General features: G+C 65.7%; 12 protein-coding genes. 6 read left to right on the plus strand and 6 right to left on the minus strand.

Features of this window, described 5'->3' with window-relative positions; genetic code table 11:
• Positions 1-167: 167 nt before the first annotated feature.
• The 4 genes from ASPHE3_RS16005 (at position 168) to ASPHE3_RS16020 (ending at position 3,143) form a co-directional block, all read left to right on the plus strand.
• Entirely contained in the window at positions 168-377 is a 210-nt protein-coding gene (locus ASPHE3_RS16005) for a hypothetical protein (protein WP_013602237.1), read from the plus strand.
• A gap of 184 nt (positions 378-561) precedes the next feature.
• Positions 562-1,101 (plus strand): phosphotransferase, encoded by a 540-nt coding sequence (locus ASPHE3_RS21600; protein ID WP_081459868.1) that lies wholly within the window; start codon positions 562-564, stop codon positions 1,099-1,101.
• 39 nt (positions 1,102-1,140) lie between these two features.
• Entirely contained in the window at positions 1,141-2,205 is a 1,065-nt protein-coding gene (locus ASPHE3_RS16015) for a spore photoproduct lyase family protein (protein ID WP_013602239.1), read from the plus strand.
• Between the two features lie 74 nt (positions 2,206-2,279).
• Positions 2,280-3,143: a hypothetical protein gene (locus tag ASPHE3_RS16020; RefSeq protein WP_013602240.1), complete on the plus strand. Its 864-nt coding sequence runs from the start codon at positions 2,280-2,282 to the stop codon at positions 3,141-3,143.
• Positions 3,144-3,161: 18 nt separating this feature from the next.
• Here ASPHE3_RS16020 and ASPHE3_RS16025 read toward each other — a convergent pair whose 3' ends face one another.
• The 6 genes from ASPHE3_RS16025 to ASPHE3_RS16050 form a co-directional block, all read right to left on the minus strand.
• Positions 3,162-3,833, minus strand: a complete 672-nt coding sequence (locus tag ASPHE3_RS16025) for a DUF1961 family protein (RefSeq protein WP_013602241.1) — start codon at positions 3,831-3,833, stop codon at positions 3,162-3,164.
• Positions 3,834-4,598, minus strand: a complete 765-nt coding sequence (locus ASPHE3_RS16030; protein ID WP_013602242.1) for a rhamnogalacturonan acetylesterase — start codon at positions 4,596-4,598, stop codon at positions 3,834-3,836.
• Positions 4,599-4,637: 39 nt separating this feature from the next.
• Positions 4,638-5,510 (minus strand): carbohydrate ABC transporter permease, encoded by an 873-nt coding sequence (locus ASPHE3_RS16035; protein ID WP_013602243.1) that lies wholly within the window; start codon positions 5,508-5,510, stop codon positions 4,638-4,640.
• Positions 5,511-5,512: 2 nt separating this feature from the next.
• Positions 5,513-6,487, minus strand: a complete 975-nt coding sequence (locus ASPHE3_RS16040) for an ABC transporter permease (RefSeq protein ID WP_013602244.1) — start codon at positions 6,485-6,487, stop codon at positions 5,513-5,515.
• Positions 6,488-8,017: an extracellular solute-binding protein gene (locus ASPHE3_RS16045; protein WP_013602245.1), complete on the minus strand. Its 1,530-nt coding sequence runs from the start codon at positions 8,015-8,017 to the stop codon at positions 6,488-6,490.
• Between the two features lie 166 nt (positions 8,018-8,183).
• Positions 8,184-8,852, minus strand: a complete 669-nt coding sequence (locus tag ASPHE3_RS16050; RefSeq protein ID WP_013602246.1) for a YesL family protein — start codon at positions 8,850-8,852, stop codon at positions 8,184-8,186.
• A 242-nt stretch (positions 8,853-9,094) separates the two neighbouring features.
• Here ASPHE3_RS16050 and ASPHE3_RS16055 point away from each other — a divergent pair, with 242 nt between their 5' ends.
• Both ASPHE3_RS16055 and ASPHE3_RS16060 read left to right on the plus strand, forming a co-directional pair.
• Positions 9,095-10,339 carry a Gfo/Idh/MocA family protein gene (locus tag ASPHE3_RS16055; RefSeq protein ID WP_013602247.1) on the plus strand — a complete coding sequence of 415 codons (1,245 nt, stop codon included), beginning with the start codon at positions 9,095-9,097 and terminating at the stop codon, positions 10,337-10,339.
• Positions 10,339-13,728: a family 78 glycoside hydrolase catalytic domain gene (locus ASPHE3_RS16060; protein ID WP_013602248.1), complete on the plus strand. Its 3,390-nt coding sequence runs from the start codon at positions 10,339-10,341 to the stop codon at positions 13,726-13,728. Before ASPHE3_RS16055 ends, ASPHE3_RS16060 begins: the two co-directional genes overlap by 1 nt.
• Positions 13,729-13,755: the final 27 nt, after the last annotated feature.

The following is a 13,755-nucleotide window of genomic DNA, read 5'->3' on the forward strand; positions in this document are numbered from 1 at the left end:
TCGGTGAGCAGCCTCCCTGACGTTCCCATCTTGCCGTACCGCGGAAGGCCCCGCTGCCCTGCATCATCTCGGAGGTTATGCCCGGGGCAGCGGGTGGATCACAGACAAATACGGTGAAGATCGCCGCTGCTCTTGTGGGCGGCCGGTAGCAGAAGCAAGGATTGGTTATGGATGACCTGCGGCACACTGCCAGAGACCTGCTGCAGCGGAAAGACCGTAGCCTGATCGACCTCTGGATCCTGTACTGGAACCACGGCGGACGCTGCCACCCCTTCGAATTCGACGCCTTCGTCCACGATGTGCTGCCCGTCGGGTGGTTCGACCTGGACGCCCTCGCCGTGGCCGTTGAGGAACTCGCGCTCGAAAGCATAGCCTGATGGATGCCCGCTTCAGTTACAGATGAGCAGAAACTGCTGCTGACGTCCTGGCTTGGCCCGTTCACGGTGGTGAAGGACTACTCCTGGCCGCTGCAGGACACCTCCGTACTTCACGTTTCCACACCCGCCGGCGGAAGCTTCATCGTCAAGGCGAGTACCACCAACCACCACATCCGTCGGGAGATTGCCGCGCTCACACCCGGTTTGCCTGCAGAGCTTCGCGGCAAAGCCTCCTTCCTTAGGCACGCGTCCGAGGCGGCGGGCATCCTGGTCACCGAGTACCTTCCGGGCAACCCCGTGGAGGGATCGCCTGCGGAGCATTGCCCGGAGACGTACCGCCAAGCGGGAGTCCTCCTGGCTGGCACGGCTGGAGCCAGGTCCCGTGCAACTGGTAACCACCCATGGCGACTACCAGCCGCGGAACTGGCTCGAAGACGACGGTGAGGTCAAGGTCATCGACTTCGGCCGGGCCGATGCCCGCCCCTGGGTCCATGATGTGGTTCGGCTGGCGCACCAACAGTTCCTCGGCCGCCCGGCACTGGAGGAGGCGTTCTATGCCGGTCTGGAGCGCCGCATCACGAGGCCTGAAACCGGCATCTGGCACCTGGAAAACCTGAACCAGGCGTTGGGAACCGTGGTCTGGGCGCATCGGATTGGAGATGCCGCATTCCAGCAGTCCGGGGTGGAGAGGGTCGAACGGATCGTGGCGATGCCCTCGGCTTAACCGCCTCCATCATCTGCGCTCTGTTGCGAGAATGGCCTGATGGAATTCAACAGGCTGCTGCAGATTCGCCGCGTCTACGCCCAGCCTGCAGCCCTGGAACTGCCCAGGGGCAAAGAAATCGTTGAGCGCTGGCCGGACGCCGATGTGGTGCCCGTTGAAAACCACTGGAACATCCCGGAGGTGCACGGCGAGGAAACGAACGTGCCCCGCTGGTCCCGGATCAAAACCGAAGCCCTGGTCCTGGGCGTTAAGAAGGCGTTGACGGTCAAGCCGAACGGCAGGTCGGCCGATTTCATTGCGCCCTCAACCGCGAACGGCTGCGCCATGGCATGCGCCTACTGCTACGTGCCGCGCCACAAGGGGTACAGCAACCCGGTCACCGTGTTCGCGAACATCGACCAGATCGCCGGGACCCTGGAACGGCACGCCACGCGCCAGGGGATCAAGCTGGAGCCAAACCAGTGCGACCCTGAACTTTGGGTTTATGACATCGGTGAGAACAGCGACTGCTCCGTGGACGCGCTGATCAGTGACAACGTGCAGGACCTGGTGACCTTGTTCCGCAACCTGCCCACCGCGAAGCTGTCTTTTGCCACAAAGTACGTGAACCGGGCAATGCTCGGCTGGGACCACGGTGGCCACACAAGGATCCGGTTCTCCCTGATGCCCGCGGATCTGGCCAAATCCATAGACGTCCGCACTTCTCCAGTGGCTGAACGCCTGGCCGCCGTCAACGATTTCGTCGATGCGGGCTATGAGGTGCACGTGAACTTCTCCCCCGTAGTTGTCACGGACACCTGGCTCCAGGACTGGGCGGAGCTGTTGCGCCAACTTGATGCCACACTGACTCCGGCAGCCAAGGCACAGCTTGCGGCGGAGGTCATTTTCCTCACCCACAATGAGCGGCTCCACGAGGTCAACCTCGGGTGGCATCCGCAGGCGGAGCGGGTGCTGTGGCGTCCGGACCTCCAGGAGTCGAAGGTCTCCTCCAACGGCTTCACCAACGTCCGCTACCGCACCGGGGCCAAGGGAGGCTACGTGCGGCAGCTGACATCGCTCATCAAAGACATCGCGCCGTACTGCCGCATCCGCTACGCCTTCTGAGGCAACTTCGGAAGGCTGTCGACGGCGTCGAACACCTGCCGGCCGTCCGGCACCGCGCGCTAAACTGGTCAATCATGGCTGATGCCCGTCATCCCCGCCTTCTGGCCTGGCTCGTCGTCCTGGCGACGTTCCTCGGGGCTTGCACGCCCGCCGTCGGAATCGACGACGCCGCCACCGGGCCAGCGCCCCAGACCTCCGCCGCCCAGCCGTCCCCTTCCGCTGCCGACCCCGGCGCACAGGGGGCAGCAGTTCCGGTCCCCGCCGCAACAGCCACCACCACAGCAGCTCCGGTCCCCACCACCGCGGCTGCGGCGCCTCCCCCGCCTCCGGTCCCCCAGGCATTCGCCCTCAACCTCTACCAGGAGGGGGACTTCGTGCCGCAGTACACCTTTGACTGGTGTGTGGCAGCAAGCATCCAGATTGCCCATAACCTCATCGACGACACCGGCGGCGGCACCTGGACCGACAGTGCCCAGCAGGGCGAGCTTTGGGAAATGGCACGGGCACGGTCGTCCAATTCCTTCAACGGCGCCAACCCGCTCGGCTGGGCGCAGGTGCTGACCGAAGTAGGACTGGGACCCTACAAAGTGGTTAGCGTCGCCGGCTATCAGGACGCCCTGCAGACGGCGGCGCGGGCCATTACAGAGACTGGCCGCCCGGTGGGGCTGGTCATGTGGAGCGGCCGCCACGCCTGGGTGATGAGCGGATTCGAGTCGGTGGGCGATCCCGCACTGTTCCCGGAGTTCTCCGTTACCGGCATCCGTGTCCAGGATCCGCTGTACCCGCACGGCAGCGGACAGTGGGGCCCGTCGCCGGCCCCCAACAGCCTGCTCACCCCGGAGGAGCTTGCCACGCAGTTCGTGGTCCGCGAGCCGCGCCGCTGGAGCAGCCAACTGCCGGCGGGGTACCTGCTGGTGCTGCCGGTGGCGGCGGCCTGACTGAGCCGGCGCGAGCAGCTAGAGCTTCTCCACCACGAGGTTCCGGTACGCGGCCCGCAGCGGGGCCATCTGCCGGAAGCCCAGGTAGCCTCCGCCCAGCACATTGTCCGAGGGATCCTCCCAGTCAAACAGCGGAAGGCCGTTGATCGAAAAGGCCACCACGGGGCCGTCCTTCACTACCTCCATCCGGTAGAAACCAACGGCATCCCCGGCGGGCGGCAGTGGGTCCGCTCCTTGCGCCACCAGTTCAAACCCTGCACTTTTCCTCAAGTTACAGGTCCGGAAGGCCCGCTCGGGTTGGTACTTGTGGCGGAAATAGGAGATGTGCAGGGCGTCGATGTCCCCCGAATGATATTGGGGGTAGTAGCCGGTCCGCAGCGCCAGGCCGGGGCTGAACAGGTCGCGGCCGCCATGCCCGCTGGCGGCGAAGAAGAGCATGGCCAGGCCAGGCTCCTGCAGCGGCATGAACTCCCATCTGATAAGGATTCCGTCCGGGAACTCTATCGGGCACCAGAAAGTCCAGTGCGCGTGGTCGCCAAACTCCTCGTCGTCCACTGCGCCGGACAGCTCCACCGCATCCCCGTGGGCCCCGAGGCGTAACGGGCCTTCCGCCGCCCAGTCCGCAACGTCTTCCGGCCCTGCCAACGCGTTGCGGTAGAGGATGTGCCTTCCCAGGCCAGCCTGCCCCACTTAGCCGCGTCCCGCCGTCGTACTTAACCCCAACGCGGGGGCCCTTTTGGCCCGGTCTCCGGCCGTTATCGGGCCGTATCTGACTCCGTGCTGCTGTGGACTGAAGCCCAGCGCGTGCAACTGCACTGCTGCGTGCCCGGCCACCAGCGCGGCCCCCTGCCGGGAAAAGTGGGTGTTGTCCGCCAGCCCGTCCGGCCAGCGCGCGTGGGTTCCCGGCTCGAAGTGGCAGAAAAGCCTCCTCGATTCCTCCCGGCCCAGCCGCAGGTACAGCCCGCGCGTCCACGCGTTGAGGTCAATCACCGGCAGGCCCAGCTCGAGGGCAATTTCCCGGACCACCTCCGGGTAGTCCTCCAGGCTTTCCTCCACCTCCTGCCCCACAGCAGCAGCGCCCGACGGCGGCATGTCCAGGAAGTGCCGCCGTTCCACCGGGGTGCACAGGACAGGCCGTGCTCCCAGGTTCCGCACGTCCGCCACCATCGTGCGCAGGTTCGCGGCGTAACCGGTACGGGCGGCGAGGTGGGGTTTCTTCTGGTCGTTGTGGCCGAACTGGATCAGTACCAGATCCCCGTCGCCCGCATCGGCCAGCAGCCGGTCCCAGAGCCCCTCCTCACGGAAGGACTCAGTGCTGGCACCGCCCTTGGCGAAGTTGTGGACGGCTGCCCAGGTATAGACATGCGGTGGAAGCTGCGCTCCCCAGCCGCTCATGGGGTACTCGAAGGTGGGGCAGTTGGCCACCGTGGAGTCACCGGCGAGGAGGATTTTCATACTGTGCTTTCTGTTGGTTGCCGGGTTGCCGGCGTCCCATCAGCCCTTGACGGAACCGATGAGCATGCCTTTGGCGAAGTGTTTCTGCAGGAACGGGTAGAAGATCAGGATGGGCAGGGTTGCCACCACAATGACCGCGAACTTGATGCCCTGTTCCGGCGGGATGTAGTTGGGGTCCACGTTGCCGGTGCCGAGCAGGTCCGAGGATGCGGTGACCTGGCGCAGGTACATTTGCAGGGTCCACTTGGAGTTATCGGACAGGTAGAGCAGGGGTGACATGAAGTCGTTCCAGATGCCTACCGCGTAGAACAGGGCGAACGTGGCCAGGACCGGTTTGGACAGCGGGAGCAGGATCCGCCAAAGGATCCCGATCTCGGTGGCGCCGTCCATTTTGGCCGATTCCTCCAGCTCCTGCGGAAGTTCCTGGAAGAAGTTCTTGATGATGATCAGGCTGAACGGGTTGATCGCCGCCGGCAGGATCAGGGCCCAGTAGGAGTTGAGCAGGCCCAGGTCCTTGACCAGCAGGAAGGTGGGGATCATGCCGCCGGAGAACACCATGGCAAACACCACCAGGGACAGGATGACCTGCCGGCCGCGGAGGGTCTTCTTGGCCAGCGGATACGCCATGGTCACGGTGAACGCGAGCTGTACCAGGGTTCCCACGGCGGTGACCAGGACGGTGGTGACCAGAGCACGGATGAAGGCAGGGGTGGAGAAGATGTATTCGTAGGAGCCCAGGGTGAACTGTTCGGGCCACACAAAGAACGCGCGCCGGGTGATTTCGGCTTCATTGGCGAAGGACCCCGCGATCACGTAGACGAACGGCAGCAGGGTGATGATGCCGATCACGGACAGGAAGACGTAGTTGGCGGCGTCGAAGATCCGCCCGCCGGTGGTGTTGTGGATTTTCATGGCTAGAACAGTCCGCTCTGGTTGAAGCGCTTGGCCAGGGCGTTGGTGCCGAAGATCAGCACGATGCCCACCAGGGATTTGAAGAGCCCGACGGCGGTGGAGTAGCTGTACGCGCCCTGCGTGATGCCCACGAAGTACACGTAGGTATCGAACACATCGGCCACGGACCGGTTCAGGGCGTTGGTCATCAGGTAGATCTGCTCGAACCCGGTATTCAGCATCTGCCCGATGGCCAGGATGAGCATCACGATGATGGTGGAGCGGATGCCGGGCAGGGTGATGTGCCAGACCCTGCGGAACCGGCCGGCGCCGTCAATGATGGCGGCCTCGTACTGGTCCTGGTCTACGGTGGCCAGCGCGGCAAGGAAGATGATGGTGCCCCAGCCGGTGTTCTTCCAGATTTCCTGCAGCACGATCAGCGGCCGGAACCAGTTGGGATCGGACAGGAAGTCGATGTTGGTGCCCATCACGTTGTTCAGGAACAGGAACAACGGGCCGAAGTCCAGGGCGAACAGCAGGAAGCTCAGGGACGCCACGATGGTCCAGGACAGGAAGTGCGGGATGTAGACGAGCGTCTGGACCGTGCGCTTGAGGATCGAGAGGCGGACTTCGTTCAGCAGCAGCGCCAGGACGATGGTCAGCGGAAACGCGATACCCAGGTTCAGAAACGCCAGGATCAGGGTGTTGCCCAGCAGCCTGGGAAAGTCCGGGTTGGAGAAGAAGTCCTGGAAATGCTGGGTCCCCACCCACGGACTGCCGTTCACCCCCAGGAACGGAACGTAGTCCTTGAAGGCGATGGTGACCCCGTACATGGGGCCGTAACGGAAGATAGCGAAGTACACCACACCAGGCAGCAGCAGCAGGTACAGCCACTTGAAGTGCGCGAAGTGGACGGAGAAGCTGCCCCGCTTCCGGGGAGCAGGCACTGGGTTCAGCGCCCGCTCCCCGGACTGGGTGTCAATGACAGGGGCTGTCATTTACTTGTTGTCCTGCCAGAGCTTGTTGATCTCTTCCTTGACCTTGTCGCCGCCGCTGGTGTTCCACAGCTTGATGGCGTCCTTGAGTCCCTGCTCATCGATCTGGCCGGCCAGGTACTTGATCCGGGCGTCGGCCACGATGTTGTCCAGCTGCGCACCCTTGGAGACGTAGGTGGCGGAAACGTACGGCGCTGCCGGGTTGTAGACCGCGCTCTTGAGGTCCTCGGCCATCACCTCAGTGCGCTTGTCGAAGACCTGCTGCTCGTAGTCCGTGGGCTGCTTGACCGGGTAGAACTCGTTGCCCGTAACGTTCATGCCCAGCTGCGCGTAGCTCTTGATGTCCGTGGTGACGGCCTTTGATTCCTCGGTTTCGGGCTTGATGCTGGCAGCCTTGCCGTCTTCCACCGTGAAGTTCACGCCTTCGATCCCGTTGTTCAGCAGGATGGCCACCTCCTTGCCGTTCATGGTGTTCAGGACTTCCAGCACCTTGTCCAGCTCGGCCTCGGTGCGGACACTTGCCTTGGGCACGGCCAGGAAGCCGGAGTAGCCGTCGGTGGGGTGGGCGTGCAGCTCGCCGTCGGGGCCTTCCAGGTTGCCCACGAAGCCCACCTTGTTCTCGTAGTTGTTGGGATCCGCCTGCTTGAACAGGCTGACCAGGACGCTGACGCGGGAGTCGACGTCCACGATGATGCCGCCCTTGCCGTTGAAGAACGGTTCGTTCCATTTGGTGCCGTCGAAGGTGGCGAAGTCCGGGTTGATGAGCTTCTCGTCCACCATCTTCTTGACGAACCGGTTGGCCTCGAGGAATTCCTCGGTTTCGAAGCTCGGGATCAGTTTTCCGTCCTTCTCGGTCCAGCGGTTTCCGGCGCCGTACCAGGTCTCGATGAAGTCGTAGGGGCTGTTGGTTCCCAGTGCGCCCCACTTAGGGATGGTGATGCCCCAGGTGTCGTCCTGGCCGTTGCCGTCCGGGTCCTGCCCGGTGAAGGCCTTGGCCACCTTGTACAGGTCCTCGGTGGTTTTGGGCGCCTCCAGGCCCAGCTTGTCCAGCCAGTCCTGGCGGAACATCACAGCGGCACGCATCGGAGAGCGGCCGCGGTAGACGCCGTAGACCTTGCCATTGATGCTGGCGTTTTCCTGGATCTCGGGGAACGTGGTTTTGAGGTTCGGGTACTCATCCAGCTTGTCCGTCAGGTCCCAGAAAGCACCGGCTTCGGCGTTCTTGACGAAGCCGGGCGTTTTGCCCTGGATCACCATGACGTGCGGGATCTCGGAGGAGGCCAGCGTGATGTTGGTCTTGTCCTCATAGGAGGCGTTGGGCGTCCACGTGATGTTGATGTCCTTGCCGGTGAGCTCTTCCAGCTTCTTCTGGACGGCACCGTCAGCGCTGGGCGGCTGCGCCTCCAGGAACGGGGCCATGATGGACACCGTGGTGAGGTCCGCTGCGGGGGCTTCGCCGCCGCTGCAGGCAGTCAGCGATATGGCGGTGGCAGTGACGACGGCGGCTGCCAGGGTGAGTTTCCTGCGGATCATGTTGGTTCCTTTTCCACTTCTTCGGGGTTTCGACTGGGCTAACTGCGGGTTCTTTTTGATACGTTTCATTTCATCCGGCGCTATGCGATGCCAGGGAGGGCCGACGGCGGGCGGCGGCAGGGTTGGATGCATCGCCTCCCCCTTCGCGAGGGAGGAGAAGGCAGGGTCAGGCCACGGAGGCCACGGGCAGCAAGCCCTCCCCCGCCCGGCCGCCGGCCATGGCCACAGACTCGTCATTGGCGGTGAAGAACTTGTCGCACAGCCATCCGGTCAGGAACAGCCACGCGCCGATGCTGAAAAAGGGGATCAGGCCGGGCACTGCGCTGCTGGCATAGAGCGCCGATGCCGAGACGAACAGGAGGATGACCGTTCCGGCCAGGTGGCGGAAGGCAAAGCGGGACGCCTGGAGCAGATACTGCGGCAGGGGCAGGTGGTACCGGGCATACATTGGGAAGAGGTAGCAGGCCGCCCCGGCCAGCAGGATGGCTGCCACCAAAACGCCTGCGGCCATGAACTGGGAGAAGAGGCCGGCGGACCGGGCGAAATAATTCCAGTTCATCGCCAGCGCCACAGCCGCGGCCATCACCGGCAGTGCGAGCAGGTTGGCGCGGCCAAAGTTGCTGAAGTACTGGGACGCGAAGCTCCGGACGAGGGGGGCCGCGTCACCCCGCACCCGCTTCCGGACAGCCAGATGCGCGGCGGCCGTGGCAGGGCCGGCACCGAGGACGCCCGCACCCAGCGTCGTAAAGGCAATCCATAGCAGGTTCAGGCAGGCGATCCAGAGGAGGGTGTCAAAGAACGAGTAGGCCCGGGCACTGAATGTTCCTGGCAGCATCGCGCAGCTCCTTCATGTCTCCATCGTTGCAGAGGCGAGGCTGGAAGTGGTCCACGTCACGCCGGTAATCGCTTTCTCGAAAATCTAGACCCAGTGCAACAGCAAGGTCAAGCCCATTTTTGAATCGTTACATAACTGGACGCGGACAGAGCAGGTGCCGCACACTGGGTGGTGGAAAGCGTTTGCTCGCCAAGGGGCGGACGCCGGGATTTTGTGTGCCCTGCGGGGCGGAATGGAGAATCATGGGAACGCCCACCGGCACCCGCCCCCACGCTTCCGCGGACCGTCCTGGGGCAACCGCACGTCCCGATGCCCCCGGCTCCGGAGGCGGCGCACCCCCGCGCGTTGCGCTGGTAGGCGTGCACGGCTTCGGCACCCACCACCTCCGCAACCTCGAGCGCCTCCAGTCCGCTGGCGCCGTCGAGCTGGTGGCCGTAGCGGATCCGCAGCCCCCGGCACCTGGGTCCGTACCGCCGTCGGCCGCGGTGTATCCCGGGCTTGACGAACTGCTCGCCGCCACCCAGGGGCTGGACGTGGTGATTGTCGCAACCCCCATCCAGACCCATGCCCCGCTTGCGCTTACGGCGCTGGCTACAGGTGCGGACCTCTACCTGGAGAAGCCTCCGGTGGCCTCGCTGGCGGATTTCAACCGGCTCTGCGACGCCGCGGCAGAATCGGGCCGCGGAGTCCAGATCGGTTTCCAGAGCCTCGGTTCCCATGCCCTGCAGGCCATCGAGGACCTGCTGGCCGCGGGCACTATCGGCACGTTGCAGGGCATTTCGGCCACCGGCCGCTGGGTCCGTGACCGCGCCTACTACAAGCGCTCACGCTGGGCCGGAAAGCGCAGCATCGGCGGCGTGGACGTGGTGGACGGAGTGGCCACCAATCCCCTGGCACATGCCGTGGCAACAGCGCTGAGGATTGCCGGAGCCAGGACCATCGGGGACGTGGCCTCAGTGGAGACAGAACTGTACCGGGCCAACGACATCGAATCCGATGACACGTCCGTGATCCGCATCCGCACTGCCTCCGGCCTGCCAATCACCTGCGCCCTGACCATCTGCGCGGCAGAGTCGGTGGAGCCCTGCGTGACGCTCCAGGGGTCAGCGGGAACGGCCGTTTTCCACTACACCGAGGACCGGCTCACCGTCATCACGAAGTCAGGCACCTCCGAGGTGACCTACCGCCGCGACGATCTCACCGAGAACCTGCTGGCGCACCGGGCCAACGGCGTTCCGCTGATCAGCCCGCTCCTGGACAGCGGGGCCTTCATGCTGGTCCTGGAAGCAGTGCGGACCGCTCCGCTGCCCGCCGCCATCGACGCTGCCCACGTCCGGTGGGAGGGAGACGGGGAAGCAGCCCACGCCGTCGTCCTTGGCATTGAGGATGCGCTGGAACGCGCCGGCCGGCAGCACGCAACGTTCAGCGAACTCGGCCTGCCCTGGGCGACGTCCGCACCGTACGCCCTGAGCCTTCCGGCGTCCTGATGGCCGGCCAGCGGGCAGAGGCGCCGGCCATCAGGACGCTGCCGGGCGCTCTTCCGGGGCAGCTCCACGCCGTCGGCCTCCTCACCGAGGGCCTCGGCGAGTGCTTCACAGCTTCGGCCCGCCCCGCCTTCAGCTGGCAGCTGGCCCAGCCGCAGGACGCCGACCCGGGGCGTGCTGTCCAGACCGGCTACGAGATCGCCGTGGAGGACACGCGCGGGACCAAGTTCTGGAGCTCTGGCCCTGTTTCCTCCCCCGCCCAGCGGGGCGTCGCTTACGATGGCCAGGCGCTCGACGACGACACAGACTATGCGTGGCGCGTGCGGGTCCGGGATGCGGCCGGGAATTTCGGGGAATGGTCCGAGGCCAAGCCGTTCAGCACGGGACTTTCGGACGCGTCCTGGCAGGCGGACTGGATCCGTCGTGCGCCCGGGGGCCGCGCACCCCTTGAGGTCCTGGAAGGTGCACTGCGGGTAGCTGGTTCCCCTTTCCTGCCGGTTCCGTGCCGGCCCCTGCGCAGCTTCCGCCTTGAAGCCCGGCTCCGGCCGGTCATGGGCCTGGCCGGACTGCTTCTTCGGAGCAGCGGCCCTGGAACCGGCCTGCTGCTGGAACTTAGCGCCGCCGGGGAAGTGGTTCTCCGCCACGCGCCGGCTTGGGACATCCCTGCCTTGGCTGTCCCGGACACCGCGGAACTGGCGCGGGGCCGGGTGGACCGGCTCCTGGAGGGCCGCGGGGCACCGCTGCCCGGCATGGATCGAATGACCAGCAAAGACCGAACGCCCGGCGGCTGGCAGGACCTTGCCGTAACCGATAACGGGCACACCATCACCGTTTCCCTGGATGGCGTGGAACTGCTGTCGGTGCACCTGCCTGCCGTGCCCGGAGCCGCCGGAAAACTGGCCCTGCACCAAGGACCGCGGAACCAGGCTGAATACGCGTCACTACGCGTCAGCAGCGAGGGCGAAGTCCTCCTTGACCACCGGTTCGACGCCGGCGGGGACCACGCCCGGGTGTGTCTGGCGCACTGGACTTCCACCACGGCGCATCGGCAGCCGGATGAGTGGACACTGTTCCGCACCACCGTGCAGCTCACCGGAACAGTCCGCCGTGCACGGCTGTTCATGGCCGCGCATCATCATGCCCAAATTTCCCTGGCCGGTACGCACTGCCTCAGCACCACCTCCTTCGGGTATCCGGGCGAAGGGTATTACGATGCCGCGGACGTCACCGGCCTGCTTGCCGCACATCCGCCAGGTTCGGCGGTTCCGCTCACGGCGCTGCTGCACTGGTACGGTCCGGGCCAGGGCCGGGCTGCGGCCCTGCCGGGCCTCCTGGTCAGCCTCAGGGTGCAGTACATCGACGGACGACGCGAGGTTTTTGGTTCGGGACCGGAATGGTCCGCGGGCGAAGCCCCGTACCGCCAGTCCGGCTACCGGAACGACGAGGGCGATCCCGTGGAACACCTGGATGGGCACGCGGCGTCGTTGGCCGGCGTCCCGTCCTCCCCCAGTGCAGACGTGCCCGCCGCCATCAGCTACGGCAGTCACCCGACACCCGAGTTCCCGGCACTGCACCCGCGCCGCACCGTCCTTGCGGAGGAATTCGTGGCCCCCGCAGCGTTCCTGGCGGCTGATGACGGCACCATGGTGGCTGACTTCGGCCAGGTCCTGCCCGGCCGTCCCGAGGTGCATTTCCAGGATGGCGTCCCGGGCCGCACCCTGATGATCCGGGCCGGCTATGGCCTTACCCCGGGCGGGCGCGTGGACACCGGGAAGACGGCAAGCCAGAACACGGACATGTCCTTCCCCTACACCCAGGCCGCGGGCCCGCAGCAGTTCCGGGCCAACGTGCATCTGGGCTTCCGCTATCTTGAACTTCCTGGGGTGGAGGCCGCTGAACTGTCCCGGGTGGGAGCCGTGGCAGTCCACGGCTCCCACCCGGACGAAGGAAGCTTCACCAGCTCGGACCCTGTTCTGGACTCGGTCTTCAAACTGCTGCGCGACTCGGCACTTTACGGCGTCCAGGAGCAGTTCGTGGACACTCCCACCCGGGAGAAGGGCCAGTTCCTGGCGGACGCTGTGAACATTTCGTATGCCACCATGGCCCTCTTCGGGGAGCATGCCTACACCGCGCAGGCCCTGCAGGAATTCCGCTGGTCCGCGCTCCGGTACTGGGCATCCGGGGAGGACAAGGGCCGCTACAACGCCGTGTACCCCAACGGCGACGGGAAGCGTGACATCCCGGATTTCTCGCTCATGGTGCCCGAATGGGTTGAGGAGTACCACCTGCGCACCGGGGATCTGGACCTGGTCCGGGAACTGCTGCCGCACCTGTGCAACACCGCGGACTATGCGCTGCGATACATTCCGGCGGAGGGTCCGACGGCGGGCCTGGTCACCCGGCTGGGCGGCGGCTCCGGCCCCTATCTGCACGGCATCGTGGACTGGCCCGAGCCTGGCCGGTTCGGTTACGACATGGAGTGCGCGGCCAAGACCACCGTCAACGCCCAGGCCTATTCAGCGCTGCTGTCCACCGCCAGGCTTTGCAGCCTTGGCGGCGATGAGGACGCAGCCATCCGCTATGCCTCATCCGCCCGCCGCTTGTCGGACGCAATCCGTACAGCGCTGCGGGTGGACGGTGTGATGGTGGATGGCCTGCACCCGGACGGCAGGCCCAGTCCGCACGCGTCCCAGCATGCCACGTCCTTCCCGCTGTCCCTGGGCATCACCGATCCGGAATTCGCGGCAGCCGATGCCCGGCGCCTTGCTGCACTGGGCATGAAGCAGGGACCCATGACGGTCCACCGCCTGGTCCGTGCGCTCCTGTCCCAGGGGCTGACGGACGCGGTGCTGGACCTCCTGACCCGGGCGGACCAGCCCGGCTGGGCGCGGCTCCTGGACCGCGGCGCCACGTTCACCTGGGAGGCCTGGGACCTGCTGGATGGCACAGACTACAGCCAGTCCCATGCGTGGTCAGCCTCGGTGGTCAAGGAGATCCTGGAACACCTGCTCGGCGTCCGGTACACCTCTGGCGGAGGCGCGGACGTGCTGATTGTGCCTCCGCTGTGCCGGCTGGACCACGCGGGCGGATCGGTACCCACGGTCAACGGCCACGTGGCGGCCAACTGGAGACGCGAAGGCGGGCTCATCCAGTTGGAGTGCACCATACCCCCTGGCGTCACCGCGACTGTCCGGCTTCCCGCCGGCAGCTACACGGTCGGTTCCAGGGGCAACGGCGCGACGGCGGAGGCCGCCGTCGCGCCCTTCGTTCCGCAAAGTGCCGGCACAGCCCGGACGAATCCCGGCGGCAGCCCCGCAACAGGCCGGGAACCAGTGGACTTCCGCATCCACCCCGGCACGTGGACCTTCACGCCCAGCGCGGACGGCCTGTAACCCTCGGCCGCGCGAAATGCCGTCTCG

It is taken from the genome of Pseudarthrobacter phenanthrenivorans Sphe3, assembly GCF_000189535.1.
Lineage (GTDB): Bacteria > Actinomycetota > Actinomycetes > Actinomycetales > Micrococcaceae > Arthrobacter > Arthrobacter phenanthrenivorans.